Genomic DNA, 14,624 nt, shown 5'->3' on the forward strand with positions numbered 1-14,624 from the left:
TTCGATGTAGGCAAGGCTAACCTAACCCGCGATCATGGAGTCGGACGAAAGAGCGGGCGTGCAGACGACGACGGCGCGGCGACGCGAACTGATGCGGCGGATGATGACCGAGGCGGGGCTGGGCCCCGGTACGACCGGGATCACCCCCCGCGAATCGGACGGGCCGGCGCCGCTGTCCTACGCGCAGCAGAGCATGTGGCTGCACCACCGCGCGTTCCCGGAGAGCTGCGCCTACAACGTGTGCCTGCTCGTCCGGATGTCCGGGCCGCTCGACGCCGGCGCCCTGCGTGAGGCGCTGCGCGGGCTGATCCGGCGGCACGCGATCCTCCGCACGACGTACGCCGACACCGGCGAGGGCGAGGCGGTGCAGATCGTCACGGGCGACGACTCGCTGGAGCTCGCGCCCATCGAGTGCGCCGACGCCGAGGCGCGGGCGGCCGAACTGGCGGCCGTGCCGTTCGATCTGCGCGCCGAGCGGCCGATCCGGCTGGAGCTGCTCAGGCCGGCGGAGGACGAGCACGCGCTGGTCCTCGTCGTCCACCACATCGCGTGGGACGGCATGACCTGGGGTTCGCTGTCGCGCGACCTGTCGGCCCTCTACCGCGCGGCCGTGGCGGGGGAGCCGGACGGGCTGCCCGCGCTGGAGGTCCAGTACGCCGACTACGCCGAGTGGGAGCAGCGCCGGCCCCTCGCCGAGGACGAGCTGGCCTACTGGCGGGAGCGTCTCGACCCGCCGCCCCCGCCCCTCGACCTGCCCGCCGACAGGCCGCGCGGGGCCGGCGTCTCCGCGCGCGGCGGGCGCCGGGCGCGGCGCTTCGACGATGCCGTGACCGAGGGGATGCGGAAGCTCGCCGCCGCGGAGAACCTCACCCCGTACATGGTGATGCTCGCCGCGTACGCCGTCCTCCTGCACCGCTGCACCGGCGCGGACGACGTCGCGATCGGGACGGCGGTCATGAACCGGGAGCACGCCGGGACCGAGCGGCTCGTCGGCAACTTCGGCAACACGCTGGTGATGCGGGCCGATCTGGCGGGCGCGCCGACGTTCCGGGAGGTGCTGCACCGCGTCGGCCGGACGGTCACCGGCGGGTTCGCCCACCAGGCGCTGCCCTACGACCGGCTCGTCCAGGAGCTTCGCCCGACCCGCGAACGCGGGCGGACCGCGTTCTTCGACACGATGCTCCTCTTCCTCGCCCAGGAGATCGGCGAGCTGGACCTGCCCGGCATCACGTCGACCTGGACGCACATCCACAACGGCACAACGCATTTCGACCTGTCGCTGGAGGCGTTCGTCCGGCCCCAGGGCATGACGGTCGAGGCCACGTTCCGGCGCGAGCTGTTCGACGACGAGCGCATCGACGCGCTGCTCGGCCACCTGGAGACGCTTCTCGGTGATGCGGTGACCGGCCCGGACCGCCCCATCGGCGCGCTTGAGGTCATGACCGAGGACGAGCGCGCCGTGATCGAGGACGCCAACGCCACCGATCACCCGGTGCCCGATACCGATCTCGTCGCCCTGTTCGAGGAGCAGGCCCGCCGCACACCGGACGCGACGGCGATCGAGAGCGGCACCGGGTCCCTCACCTACGCGGAACTGGACGAGCGGTCGTCCGCGCTCGCCGCCGAACTCCGGGCCCGGGGGGCCGGTGCCGAGACCGTGATCGCTCTGGCGCTGCCGCGCACCCCGGATCTCGTCGTGGCGCTGCTCGGCGTCCTGAAGGCGGGCGCCGCGTATCTGCCGCTCGATCTCGATCATCCCGTGGGACGGATCGCCTACATGCTGGACGATGCCCGCCCCCTCTGCGCGATCGCCACACCGCGGACCGCACGCCTGCTCCCGGACGGGACGAGCATCCTCGTCCTCGACGGCCCCCTGGAGCCCGCGCCCGCGCCGGACACCGAGACAGGCCGGGACCACCTCGCCTACGTCATCTACACCTCGGGCTCCACCGGCCGCCCCAAGGGCGTGGCGATCGCGCACGGCGCGCTGGCGAACTTCCTCCTCGCGACGCGCGCACGGCTGGGCATGAACGCCGGCGACCGGCTCGTCGCGGTGACGACGATCGCGTTCGACATCGCCGTGCTGGAGCTGTTCGTCCCGCTGATCAGCGGTGCGACGGTCGTGCTGGCCGGCGGCGACACCGTCCGCGACCCCGTGGCGCTCGCCGCGCTGCTGGCGGACGCCACGGTCGTCCAGGGCACGCCGTCGCTGCTCGGCACGCTCGACCCGGCCGCGCTGAAGGGCCTGCGGGTGCTGGTCGGCGGGGAGGCGCTGCCCGCCGCGCTCGCGGCGTCGCTGGCGGAGACGGCCCGCGCGACCAACATGTACGGGCCGACGGAGGCGACGGTCTGGGCGACGGCCGCGGACCTGCCCGCGTCCGGCATCGGCGGCCCGTTCCGGAACACCCGCGCGTACGTCCTGGACGCGCGGCTGCGTCCCGTGCCGCCGGGCGTGCCGGGCGAGCTGTACCTCGCGGGCGCGCAACTGGCCCGCGGCTACCTCGGCCGCCCCGCGCTCACGGCGGAGCGCTTCGTCGCCGACCCGTCCGGGCCGCCGGGGTCCCGCATGTACCGGACGGGCGATCTGGCGCGGCGCGCCCGCGACGGGTCGATCGAGTATCTCGGCCGCACCGACGACCAGGTGAAGATCCGCGGGTTCCGGATCGAGCCGGCCGAGACGCAGGCGGTGCTCGCCGCGCAGCCGGGCGTCGCGCGGGCCGCGGTGGCCGTCCGCGAGGACCGTCCCGGCGAACCCAGGCTCGTCGGCTACTACGTCCCGTCGGGCGAACCGGACGAGGCGGCCCTGCGGGACGCGCTCGCCGAGGCGCTCCCCGCGTACATGGTGCCGTCCGCCCTCGTCGCCCTGGACGCGCTGCCCCGGACGGTCAACGGCAAACTCGACCGCGCCGCCCTGCCCGCCCCGCGAGCCGAGGTCCGCGGGCGGGCCCCGCGCGACGCCCGCGAGACGGCCCTCTGCGCGATCTTCGCCGAGCTGCTCGGCGTCGAGGGGATCGGGATCGACGACGACTTCTTCGCGCTCGGCGGGCATTCGCTGCTGGCGGCCCGGGTCGCGGCGAAGGCCCGTGCCGTGCTGGGCGGGTCGCCGGCCATCGCGGACGTGTTCGAGGCGCCCACCGTCGCCGCCCTCGCGCCCCGGCTGGTCCCGGCCGCCGCCGTGCGCGTCCGCGACGTGGAACGCCCCGCGACCGTCCCGGCGTCGGCGGCGCAGCGCGGGCTCTGGCTGGAGGAGCGGCTGCGCGGCCCGTCCGCGTCCTACGCGCTCCCGCTGGGCCTGCGCCTGCGCGGCCCGCTGGACGAGGAGGCGCTCGGCGCCGCGTTCGCCGATGTGGTCGCCCGCCACGAGGCGCTGCGCACCCTGCTCGTCGAGGGGCCGGACGGCCTGCCCGTCCAGCGCATCCTGGAACCGGACGTTCCCGCGCGCCTGCGCGTCATCGACGCCCGCGGCATGGCCCCGGAACGCAGGACGGCCATCGAGCGGGACGCCGCCGCGCACGTCTTCGACATCGGCCGCGACCTGCCCGTCCGCGGCACCCTCGTCCGGACGGGAGACGACGGCTGGTCGCTGATCCTGCTCCTGCACCACGCCGCCGCCGACGAATGGTCGTTCACGCCGCTGCTCGCCGACCTGGCCCGCGCCTACGCGGCCCGCCGGGACGGACGGGAGCCCGGCTGGGAGCCGCTGCCCGTCCAGTACGCCGACTACGCGGCCTGGCAGCGCGAGGCCGCGCCCGACCCGGCGCCGCAGCTCGGCTTCTGGGCGCGGGCGCTCGCGGGCCTGCCGGAGGAGACGGTCCTGCCGCTGGACCGGCCGCGCCCGGCCGAGGCGAGCCACCGCGGCGGCCTCGCGGCGTTCCGGCTCCCGGCCGCCGGGCTGCGGCGGCTGGCCCGCGAGACCGGGACCAGCGTGTTCATGGTGCTGCACGCCGCCGTCGCCGCGCTGCTGCAGCGGTCCGGCGCGGGCGACGACATCGCGCTCGGCGCGCCCATCGCCGGACGCCCCGACGAGGACCTCGCCGGTCTCGTCGGGGTCTTCGTCAACCCGCTCGTCCTGCGCACCGACCTGTCCGGCGACCCGGCGTTCACCGAACTGCTCGGCCGGGTGCGCGCCGCCGACCTCGCCGCGTTCTCCCACGCCGACGTCCCGTTCGAGCGCGTCGTGGACCGGCTCGCCCCGGAACGCTCGCTGGCCCGCAGCCCGCTGTTCCAGGTGATGATCGTCCACCGGCGGCTGGACGATGTGCGCCTCGCGCTGCCGGGCGTGCGCGCCGAGCCGTTCCTGCCCGAGACCGGCGGCGTGAAGTTCGACCTCGACCTCTACTTCGCCGAGGGCGACGACGAGGTGGAGGGGTTCGCCGCGTTCGCCGCCGACCTCTTCGACGCCGCCACCGTCGAGGGGCTGCTGGACGGCCTGGGCGAACTGCTGGCCCGGGTCACCGCCGACCCGCGGCGGCGGCTGTCCGCGCTCGGCGCCCCCGTCGAGCACCCCGACACCGCCCGCGCGTTCCCGGTCCGGACGGTCGCCGCGCTCATCGAGGAGCAGGCGGCGCGGACCCCCGGCAGGACCGCCGTGGTCTTCGCCGGCACCTCCCTCAGCTACGCGGGCCTCGACCGCCGCGCCGAGGCGCTCGCCGACCGGCTCGCCGCCGCGGGCGCCGGCCCGGAGCAGGTCGTCGCGCTCGCCCTGCCGCGCTCGGACGAGTTCGCCGTCGCGCTGCTCGCCGTGCTCAAGACGGGCGCGGCGTACCTGCCGATCGACCTGTCGTATCCGCCCGCCCGGGTGGAGGCGATGCTGGAGACCGTCCGGCCGCTGCTGGTCCTCGGCCGCGACGAACCACCGGCGGACGCGCCCCGCCGCGCACGCCCCGACATCCACCCGGACCACCTCTGCTACGTCATCTTCACCTCCGGCTCGACGGGGACGCCCAAGGCCGTCGCCGGCACCCAGCGCGCCCTGGCCAACCGGCTCGCCTGGGGCGCGGACCTCGCCGCCCCCGGAGTCCGCGTCGCCAAGAGCTCGCCCGCGTTCATCGACGGCACCACCGAACTGCTCGGCGGCCTCGCCGCCGGGGACACGGTCGTCATCGCCGACGGCGACACCGCCGCCGACCCCGGCGCGCTCGCGGACTTCATCGAACGGCACGGCGCCGGACTCGTCACGCTCGTCCCCAGCCTGCTGGCCGCGTTCGCGGAGAACGGGCTGCCGCCCTCCGTCACCACCTGGATCAGCAGCGGGGAGGCGCTGCCGGCCGCGCTCGCCGAGCAGATCCCGGTCCGGCTGATCGACCTGTACGGATGCTCGGAGGCCGCCGGCGACAGCCTCATCGCCGAGGCCGGGGGACTGGCGCCGATCGCCAACACCCGCGCCCATGTCCTGGACGCCGCGCTCCGCGAGGTTCCCGCCGGCGAGCTGTACCTCGCGGGCGACGGGCTGGCGCGCGGCTATCTCGGCGACGCCGCCCGCACCGCCGAGCGGTTCGTCGCCAGCCCGTTCGGCCCGCCCGGATCCCGCCTCTACCGGACCGGCGACCGCGTCCGGCGCCGCCCGGACGGCGGGCTCTGCTTCCTCGGCCGCACCGACGAGCAGATCACGATCCGCGGATTCCGGATCGAGCCGGGTGAGATCGAGGCCGTGCTCGCCGCGCGGCCCGGAGTCCGGCGGGCCGCCGTCGCCGCGCACGGGTCCCGCCTCATCGGATACATCGTCGGCGACCACAGGGCCGGCGATGCCGGTACCGAGGCCCTGCACGACTCGCTGCGAAGGCTGCTCCCCGGCCATCTCGTCCCGGACGAACTGGTCGTCCTGGACGAACTGCCGCTCAACCCGAACGGCAAGATCGACCGGCGCTCCCTGCCCGACCCCGGCCGGCCCTCGGCCGGGCGTGCCCCCTCCACCGAGGCGGAGCGCGTCCTCGCCAGGCTCGCCGCGAGCGTCCTCGGCCGCGACGCCGTGGGCGCCGACGACGATTTCTTCCGCACCGGAGGCGACAGCATCAGCGCGGCGCTCCTCGTCGCCCGCGCCCGCCGCGCCGGCCTGGCGTTCACCGTCCGCGACGTCTTCCGCCTCCGGACGGTCGAGGCCCTCGCGAAGACGGCCGCGCCCGCCGCTGACGCCGTCCCCGCACAGGCCGCCGAACCGCTCGGCGAGCTTCCGCTCTCGCCGCTCCAGGAGGGCCTGCTCTTCCATCTGATGCTCGCCGGCGAGGGCCGCGACATCTACGTCCAGCAGGCCGTCGTGAGGCTGTCCGGGCCGGTCGATCCCGATCGGATGGCGGATGCGGCGCGCGCCGTCCTGGTCAAGTTCCCGAACCTCCGCGCTGGATTCCGGACGGACGGCGACCGCGCCGTCCAGTTCGTCCCCGACGACTTCGATGTGCCCTGGACGTGCGCCACCGTCGCCCCGGGCGACCTCGAAGCCTTCATCGACGCCCAGCGAGCGGAACCGTTCGACCCGGGTCGGCCCCCGCTGATCCGGTTCGCGCTGGCCACCCTCGCCCCCGGCGACCACCGCCTGATCCTGACCTCCGAGCTGATCCTGCTGGACGGCTGGTCGGGCGGCCTCCTCGTCACCTCGCTACTCGGCTTCTACACCGATGCCGCTGCGGAGGAAGCACGTCCCGTCCCGCAGTTCCGCGCGTTCCTCGACTGGGTCGGCACCCGGGACAAGGCGGCCGCGGTGGACGCGTGGCGCCGCGCCCTCGACGGTTTCGACGAGCCCGCCCTCGTCCGCCCCGGCCTGGTCGACAAGCCGGCCGACCTCGCGAACGCCGGGGAAGTGCACCGGCCGCTCCCGCCGTCCCTCGCCGAACGGCTCGCCGCGGTCGCCCGCGACCGCGGCGTCACCCCGGGCACTCTCTTCGAGACCGCGTGGGGCCTGGTTGTCATGGGCCTGACCGGGCGCGACGACGTCGTCTTCGGCGCCTCCGTCTCCGGACGCCACCCCGACGTCGACGGCGTCGAATCCATGGTCGGCCTGCTGTTCAACACCATCCCCGTCAGAGTCCAGGCAGGCCCGGCGGACCCGCTGGCGGCCGTGCTCGACCGCGTCCAGGCGGCGCAGTCCGAACTGTTCGACCACTCGTTCGTCGCGCTCGCCGACGTGCAGCGCGCCACCGGCCTCGGCACGCTCTTCGACACGCTGTTCGTCTTCCAGAACTTCCCGGGCATGCCCACCGGCCGTGGTTTCGGCCCGGACGGCGCCCTGCGCGTCCTCGGCCGCGAGGTCCGCGACGCCACCCACTACCCGATCACCATGGTCGTCGACCCGGACGCCGGGCTGCGCGTCATGTACCGGGGGGACGCGTTCACCGAGACCGAGGCCGAACGCGTCACCGACCGCTACGTCAACGTCCTCCGGCAACTCGCCGAGACCCCGGAGAAGCCCTGCCACCGCCTCGACCCGCTCCTCCCCGAGGAGCACGAACGGCTCCGGCGCGACTGGGACGAGGTGTGGCACCCCATCCCCGAGCTGACCGTCGCCGAACTGCTCGCCGAACGAGCGGCGAAGCAGCCGGACGACCTCGCGCTCGTGTCCCACTCCGATGTCCGCCTCACCTACGGCGAGCTGAACGCCGAGGTCAACCGCCTCGCCCGGCTGCTGCTGGCGGGCGGCGCGGGCCCCGAACGGGTCGTCGCGCTCGCGCTGCCCCGCTCCGCGCGGATGGTCGTCGCGCTGTTCGCCGTCCTGCGCACCGGCGCCGCGTACCTGCCGCTCGAACTCGACCATCCGGCCGACCGGCTCGACTACATGCTGCGGGACGCGGCGCCGGCCTGCCTGGTCTCGCAGCGCGACATCGCCGCCGGCCTCACCTACTCCGGCACGATCCTCGCGCTGGACGACCCGGACACCGCGCGAACCCTCGCGGCCCTGCCCGGCACCGACCTCACCCCCGGCGAACTCGGCGGCTTCGCCCCCGGCACGCCCCGCCGGCTCGACCATCCCGCCTACGTCATCTACACGTCCGGCTCGACGGGGCGCCCGAAGGGCGTGGTGACGCCGCACCGGGGCCTCACCAACATGCAGTTCAACCACCGCGCCGCCATCTTCGGCCCGGTCGTCGCCTCCGCCGGGCGGCGGCTCCGGATCGCCCACACCGTCTCCTTCTCCTTCGACATGTCGTGGGAGGAGCTCCTCTGGCTCATCGAGGGCCACGAGGTGCACGTCTGCGACGAGGACCTGCGCCGCGACGCCGAGGCACTGACCGCCTACCTGCGCCGGCACCGCATCGACGTCATCAACGTGACGCCGACCTACGCCCGGCAGCTCCTCGACGAGGGACTCCTGGACGGCGGGCACCGGCCGCCGCTCGTCCTCCTCGGCGGCGAGGCCGTCCCGGCCTCGGTATGGGACCGGCTCGCGCGGGCCGACGGCGTCCTCGGCTACAACCTGTACGGGCCGACCGAGTACACGATCAACACCCTCGGCGGCGGCACCGAGGACAGCGCCACCCCGACGGTCGGCAGGCCGATCTGGAACACCCGCGGGTACGTTCTCGACGGCTGGCTGCGCCCGGTGCCGCCGGGCGCGCCCGGTGAGCTGTACATCGCGGGCGCCGGGCTGGCGCGCGGCTACCTCGGCCGCGCCGACCTGACCGCCGAGCGCTTCGTCGCCGACCCGTTCCGTGCCGACTCCTCGACGGGCGGCCGCATGTACCGGACGGGCGACCTCGTGCGGGTCCGCGCGGACGGCAACATCGACTTCCTCGGCCGCACCGACGACCAGGTCAAGATCCGCGGCTACCGCGTCGAGCCGGAGGAGATCGAGACCGCGCTCGCCGCCGAGCCGGGGGTCGGGCAGGCCGCGGTCGTCGCCGCCGACACCGATGTTCCCGGCGTGAAACGCCTCATCGGCTACATCGTCCCGGACGGCACCCGCGAGGGCGCCGCCGACGAGCGGCTCGCCGAATGGCGGCAGCTCTACGACGCCGAGTACACCGAGGTCGGCACGGTCGTCCGCGCCGAGGAGTTCGCCGGCTGGGACAGCAGCTACGACGGCGCCCCGATCCCCGTGGACGACATGCGCGAATGGCGCGAGACGACCGTCGAGCGCATCCGTGCGCTGCGGCCCCGCCGCGTCCTGGAGATGGGCGTCGGCACCGGCCTCCTCCTCACCCGCCTCGCCCCCGGCAGCGAGGAGTACTGGGGAACCGACTTCTCCGAACCCGTCATCACCAAGCTCCGGCGCGATCTCGGCCCGGACCTGCCCGTCCGGCTGAGCCGCCGCCCCGCCCACGACACCACCGGCCTGCCCGAGGCGTACTTCGACACGATCGTGATCAACTCGGTGGTGCAGTACTTCCCGGGCGCCGCCTACCTCCAGGACGTCATCGGCAAGGCGATGCGGCTCCTCGCGCCCGGCGGGGCGCTGTTCATCGGCGACGTCCGCGACCTGCGGACCGTCCACTGCCTGCACACCGCGGTCCGGCTCGGCCGCGGCGACGGCGGCCTGGACGCGGTCGGACGCGCGGTCCGGATGGAGAAGGAACTCCTGCTGGACCCGGCCTTCTTCACCGCCCTGGACGGCCCCGCCCGCGTGGACGTCCTCACCAAGCGCGGCACGCGCCACAACGAGCTGACCCGCCACCGCTACGACGTCGTCCTCCACAAGGACACCCCGCCCGCGCCGCCCACCCCGGCCATCGAATGGACGGCGCCCGGCGACCTCGGCGGCAGGCCGGCGGGGCCGCTGCGGGTGCGGGGGATACCCGACCCGCGGCTGGCGGGGGAGGTCGCGGCCTGGCGGGTGCTGCGGGCCGGCGGCCCGGCGGACGAGGCCCGGCAGGCGCTGGCCGCCGCGCCCGAGGGGATCGAGCCGGAGACGCTGCACGCGCTCTTCCCCGGCGTCGTCCTCACGCCGTCCGACCGGATCGGGTGCTATGACGCCGTGTTCGGCGGGGGAGCGGCGTGCCTTCCCGCGGAGCCGGGGCGCACCCCCGCCTCCTACGCCAACGACCCGCTCGCCGCGCGGGACCACGGGGTCCTGGCCGCGCGTGTGCGGGAGAGCCTCAAGGCCAGGCTGCCCGGCTACATGGTGCCGAGCGCGATCGTGACGCTGGACGCGCTGCCGCTCACCGTCAACGGCAAGCTCGACCGGCGGGCCCTCCCGGCCCCCGGGCGGGACGGGCCGCGCCGCGCCGGGCGCGCGCCCCGCACCCCGGTCGAGCGGCTGCTGTGCACGCTGTTCGCCGAAGTGCTGGACGCCCCAGGCGCCGGCATCGACGACGACTTCTTCGATCTCGGCGGGCACTCGCTGCTCGCGACCCGGCTCGTCGGCCGGGCCCGCGCCGTGCTGGGCGCCGAGCTGGCGATCCGCGACCTGTTCGAGGCGCCGACCGTCGCGGAACTGGCGGAGCGCGTGCACCGCGGCGCGGGCGCGCGACCCCGGCCCGCGCTGAAGCCGGGGGAACGGCCCGAACGCATCCCGCTGTCCCCGGCGCAGCGCCGCCTGTGGCTGCTCGACCAGCTCCTCCGCGAGGACGGCGGACCGCGCGATGCCTACCATCTGCCGCTCGCGGTGCGCCTGCGCGGCGACCTCGACCTCGCCGCGCTCGAAGCGGCGATCGGGGACGTCACCGCGCGGCACGAGAGCCTCCGCACGGTCTTCGCCGAGTACGACGGCGCCCCCTGCCAGCGGATTCTCCGGCCGGAAGAGGCCCGCCCGGCCCTGGAGATCGCGACGTGCCCGCCCGCGGACGTCATCGCCCGGCCGTTCGACCTGGCCACCGGCATCCCGCTCCGGGTCGCGGTGTTCCCGGAGGGCGAGCGCGAGCATCTGCTGCTCGCCGTCTTCCACCACATCGCGTTCGACGAGTGGTCGTTCGGGCCGTTCGCCCGCGATGTCGCCGGCGCCTACGCGGCCCGGCTGAACGGGGAGGCCCCGGCCTGGGAGCCGCCGCCCGTCCAGTACGCCGACCACGCGCTGTGGCAGCGGGACCTGCTCGGCGACCCCCTCGACCCCGGCAGCGTCCACGCCCGGCAGCTCGACCACTGGGCCCGGACCCTCGCCGGCCTCCCGGAGGAGATCCCGCTGCCGGTGGACCGGGCCCGCCCCGGCACCGCCGGGCAGCGCGGCGGGACCCTGACCGCCGACCTGCCGCCCGGCCTGACGCGCCGGCTGCGCCGGCTCGCGCGGGACGCGAACGCCAGCGTGTTCATGGTCTGCCAGGCCGCCGTCGCCGCGCTGCTGCACCGGACGGGCGCCGGCGACGACATCCCGCTCGGCTGCCCCGTCGCCGGACGCACCGAGGACGCCGCACGGGACCTCGTCGGCTTCTTCGTCAACACGCTCGTGCTGCGCGCCGACGTGTCCGGCGACCCCGCCTTCGCCGAACTGCTCGCCCGTGTCCGGGAGGCCGGCCTCGCCGGGCTCGCCAACCAGGACCTGCCGTTCGAGGCCGTCGTCGAGGCGCTGCGCCCGCGCCGGGTACCCGGCCGCAACCCGCTGTTCCAGGTGATGGTCGGCTATGAGAACCAGGGCACCGGCGACGTGCGCTTCCCCGGCCTGGAGCAGCGCGAGGCGCTGTTCGGGCCGGGCGCGGCCAAGTTCGACCTGGACTTCATCTTCCGCGAGGGCCCCGGCGGGCTCCGGCTGATCGTCGACTACTCCGCCGACCTGTTCGACCGCGGCACGGTCGCCGCGCTGGCCGGCGGGCTGCTCCGGCTGCTGGAGACCGTCGCGGACGATCCCGGCGTCAAGGTCGGTGCGCTGCCCGCCGGGCCGGCCGCCCGGGCCGTCACGGCCGAGCCCGGCCCCGCGGCGGCGCGCCGCGGCGACGGCAGGGAGGCGGCGCTCTGCCGGATCTTCGCCGAGGAGCTGGACGTCCCGGACGTCGGGCCGGACGACGACTTCTTCGACCTCGGCGGCCACTCGCTGCTCGCCGTGCGGCTCGTCCGGCGGATCAGGAGGGAACCCGGATGCGAGGCGGTGAAGATCGCGACGCTGCTGGCCGCGCCGACCGTGGCGGGCCTGCTCGCACGGCTCGGGTGAGGCGGTCCCCACCCCGGCCCATGGAGTGAAGTTAGGTTAGGCTAACCTAAGATCATCGATCACGAACCTCGGAAAACTCGGAAGGACACCGGTCCTCTATGCGCACCATGATGCGGCGCCTGGCCATCACCGCCGCGCTCGTCCTGAGCCTCGGCACGGCCGCCGCGTGCGGCGGCGGCGAGCCCGCGGGCGGTTCCCCCGGCGGCGGCTCCGCCGGGGCGTTCCCGGTCACGATCACCCACAGGCTCGGCACCACCACGATCGAGTCCGCGCCGAAGCGGATCGTCGCGCTCGGCGAGGTCGACCAGGACGCGCTGCTCGCGCTCGGCGTCACCCCGGTCGGCATGGCGGAGCTGACCGGCGTCCAGCCGGACGGCCTCGCCCCCTGGACCGCACCCCGGCTCACCGGCGCCAGACCCAAGCTGCTCAAGGCGGGCGAGGCCGGGTTCAACCTGGAGGAGATCGCCGCTCTGCGCCCCGACCTCGTCCTCGCCGGCGGCGACTTCTTCATCGACAAGGAATACGACAAGCTCTCCAAGCTCGCGCCGACCGTCGCGTACCAGACCGGCCCGGCCGAGGACTCCTGGCAGCAGATCACCCTGCAGGCCGCGAAGGCCGTCGGCCGGGAGGCCGACGGAAACAGGCTCGTCGCCGGCGTCGAGGCGGGGATCGCGAAGGTCAAGGCGGAGTACCCGCAGCTGAGCGGCACGGGCTTCGCGCTGACGAGCGTCTTCCCGAACGGCAACCTCGGCGTGCTGAAGTCCGGGGACGACACGAGCGTCAAGCTGCTCAAGCAGTTCGGCATGGTGCTGCCCGAGCAGATCGCGAAGCTGCCCGGGGGCGGGTTCGCCGCCGAGCTGAGCATGGAGAAGATCTCGGTCCTGGACGTGGACGTCCTGCTCGGCCACTACAACGACGACCCGGCCACGCAGAGGAAGATCGAGGGCAACCAGCTGTTCACCGGCCTGGACGTCGTCAGGCGCGGTTCCTACGTGCCGCTCGACCTGACGTCGTTCTGGCCGCTGCGCACCCCCACCCCGCTCGCCGTCCCGTACGTCGTCGAGCAGGTCGTCCCGAAGATCGCCAAGGCCGCGGACGCGGCGCAGCCCGCCTGATGCTGGAGGAGCGCATGCAGACCCCCGTCCACGACGTGGCCGGCATCGGGTTCGGCCCGTCCAACCTCGCCCTCGCCGTCGCGCTCGCAGAGGAGCACGACGGGCCCGGCGTGGACGCGGTGTTCTTCGAAAAGCAGCCGGAGTTCGGCTGGCACCGGGGCATGCTGATCGACGGCGCCACCATGCAGGTCCACTTCCTCAAGGACCTGGTGTCGCTGCGCAACCCCGCCAGCCGGTACTCGTTCCTCGCGTACCTGCACGCCAGGGGCCGGCTCGTCGACTTCGTCAACCACAAGACGATGTTCCCGACGCGGGTCGAGTTCCACGACTACCTCGAATGGGCGGCCGCCGCGTTCGCCGACCGGGTCCATTACGGGACGGAGGTCGTCGCGCTCCGCCCGCACGACGACACGGCCCTCGAAGTGGTGGTGCGCCGGGACGACCGGCTGGAGACGCACCTCGCCCGCAACGTGGTCGTCGGCGTCGGGCTCGAACCCGTCCTGCCCGGCGGCGTCCAGGCCGGCGAGCGGATCTGGCACACCGCGGACCTGCTGACGAAGCTGGACGGGCGCGAGGACTGGAACCCGCGCCGGCTCGTCGTGGTCGGCGCGGGGCAGAGCGCCGCCGAAGCCGTCGAATACCTGCACCGCACCTTCCCCGAGACCGAGGTCTGCGCGGTCTTCGCCCGGTACGGGTACGCGCCCGCCGACGACAGCCCGTTCGCCAACCGCATCTTCGACCCGGAGGCCGTCGACCACTTTTACGCGGCTTCCGGGGAGGTGAAGCGGATGCTGCTCGAATACTCGCGGAACACCAACTACTCCGTGGTGGACCTCGACCTCATCGACGAGCTGTACCGGCGCGCGTACGCCGAGAAGGTCGCGGGCGCCGAACGGCTGCGCATCCTCAACGTGTCACGCGTCCTGGACGTCCGGGACGGCGCCGGGGGAGTGCGGGTCCGGGTGGCCTTCCTGCCCACCGGCGAGGCCGCCGACCTGGACGCCGACGCCCTCGTCTACGCCACCGGCTACCGCGAACGCGACCCGCTGGACCTGCTCGGCGAGGTGGCCGGCGACTGCCGCACCGGCCCGGACGGACGTCCCGCCGTGCGGCGCGACTACCGCATCGCCACGAAGCCGGGCCGCGAGTGGGCCGTCTACCTGCAGGGCGCCACCGAGCACAGCCACGGGATCGCGTCGTCGCTGCTGTCGATGACCGCCGTCCGCACCGGGGAGATCGTCCGGTCCATCGGCCGGCGCTCCGCACACGTCTTCGAGGAGGCACGATGACCAACCCGTTCGACGACCCCGACGCGGCGTTCCGCGTCCTCGTCAACGCCGAGGGGCAGCACTCCCTGTGGCCGGCGTTCGCCGACGTCCCCGCGGGCTGGACGACGGTCTTCGGGCCCGCGTCACGGTCCGACTGCATCGGCTACGTCACGGCGAACTGGAAGGACATCCGCCCGCGGAGCCTGACCATCTGACCCGGGGCGGGCGGCGTTCCCC

General features: G+C 74.7%; 4 protein-coding genes. All 4 read left to right on the plus strand.

All coding sequences use genetic code 11. The features are described from left to right. Window positions 1-34 precede the first annotated feature (34 nt). The 4 genes from ACQP1N_RS15830 to ACQP1N_RS15845 all read left to right on the plus strand — a co-directional run bounded on the left by ACQP1N_RS15830 (window position 35) and on the right by ACQP1N_RS15845 (window position 14,602). Window positions 35-12,004 carry an amino acid adenylation domain-containing protein gene (locus tag ACQP1N_RS15830; protein ID WP_433232155.1) on the plus strand — a complete coding sequence of 3,990 codons (11,970 nt, stop codon included), beginning with the start codon at window positions 35-37 and terminating at the stop codon, window positions 12,002-12,004. Window positions 12,005-12,102: 98 nt separating this feature from the next. Next, entirely contained in the window at window positions 12,103-13,119 is a 1,017-nt protein-coding gene (locus ACQP1N_RS15835; RefSeq protein ID WP_433232158.1) for an ABC transporter substrate-binding protein, read from the plus strand. A gap of 14 nt (window positions 13,120-13,133) precedes the next feature. After that, window positions 13,134-14,408, plus strand: coding sequence for a lysine N(6)-hydroxylase/L-ornithine N(5)-oxygenase family protein (locus ACQP1N_RS15840; protein WP_207394200.1), 1,275 nt, complete (start codon window positions 13,134-13,136; stop codon window positions 14,406-14,408). After that, the gene (locus tag ACQP1N_RS15845) at window positions 14,405-14,602 is read left to right on the plus strand and encodes an MbtH family protein (RefSeq protein WP_067802656.1); all 198 of its coding nucleotides are present in this window, start codon (window positions 14,405-14,407) and stop codon (window positions 14,600-14,602) included. The genes ACQP1N_RS15840 and ACQP1N_RS15845 overlap by 4 nt, the downstream gene beginning before the upstream one ends. Window positions 14,603-14,624: the final 22 nt, after the last annotated feature.

The sequence above is a fragment of the Actinomadura formosensis genome (genome assembly GCF_050948385.1).
GTDB lineage: Bacteria > Actinomycetota > Actinomycetes > Streptosporangiales > Streptosporangiaceae > Spirillospora > Spirillospora formosensis.

What these genes read in the sequence shown, in the direction of transcription:
- ACQP1N_RS15830 (WP_433232155.1), top strand. Translation starts at nt 35, where the DNA reads ATGGAGTCGGACGAAAGAGCGGGCGTGCAGACGACGACGGCGCGGCGA.
- ACQP1N_RS15835 (WP_433232158.1), top strand. Translation starts at nt 12,103, where the DNA reads ATGCGCACCATGATGCGGCGCCTGGCCATCACCGCCGCGCTCGTCCTG.
- ACQP1N_RS15840 (WP_207394200.1), top strand. Translation starts at nt 13,134, where the DNA reads ATGCAGACCCCCGTCCACGACGTGGCCGGCATCGGGTTCGGCCCGTCC.
- ACQP1N_RS15845 (WP_067802656.1), top strand. Translation starts at nt 14,405, where the DNA reads ATGACCAACCCGTTCGACGACCCCGACGCGGCGTTCCGCGTCCTCGTC.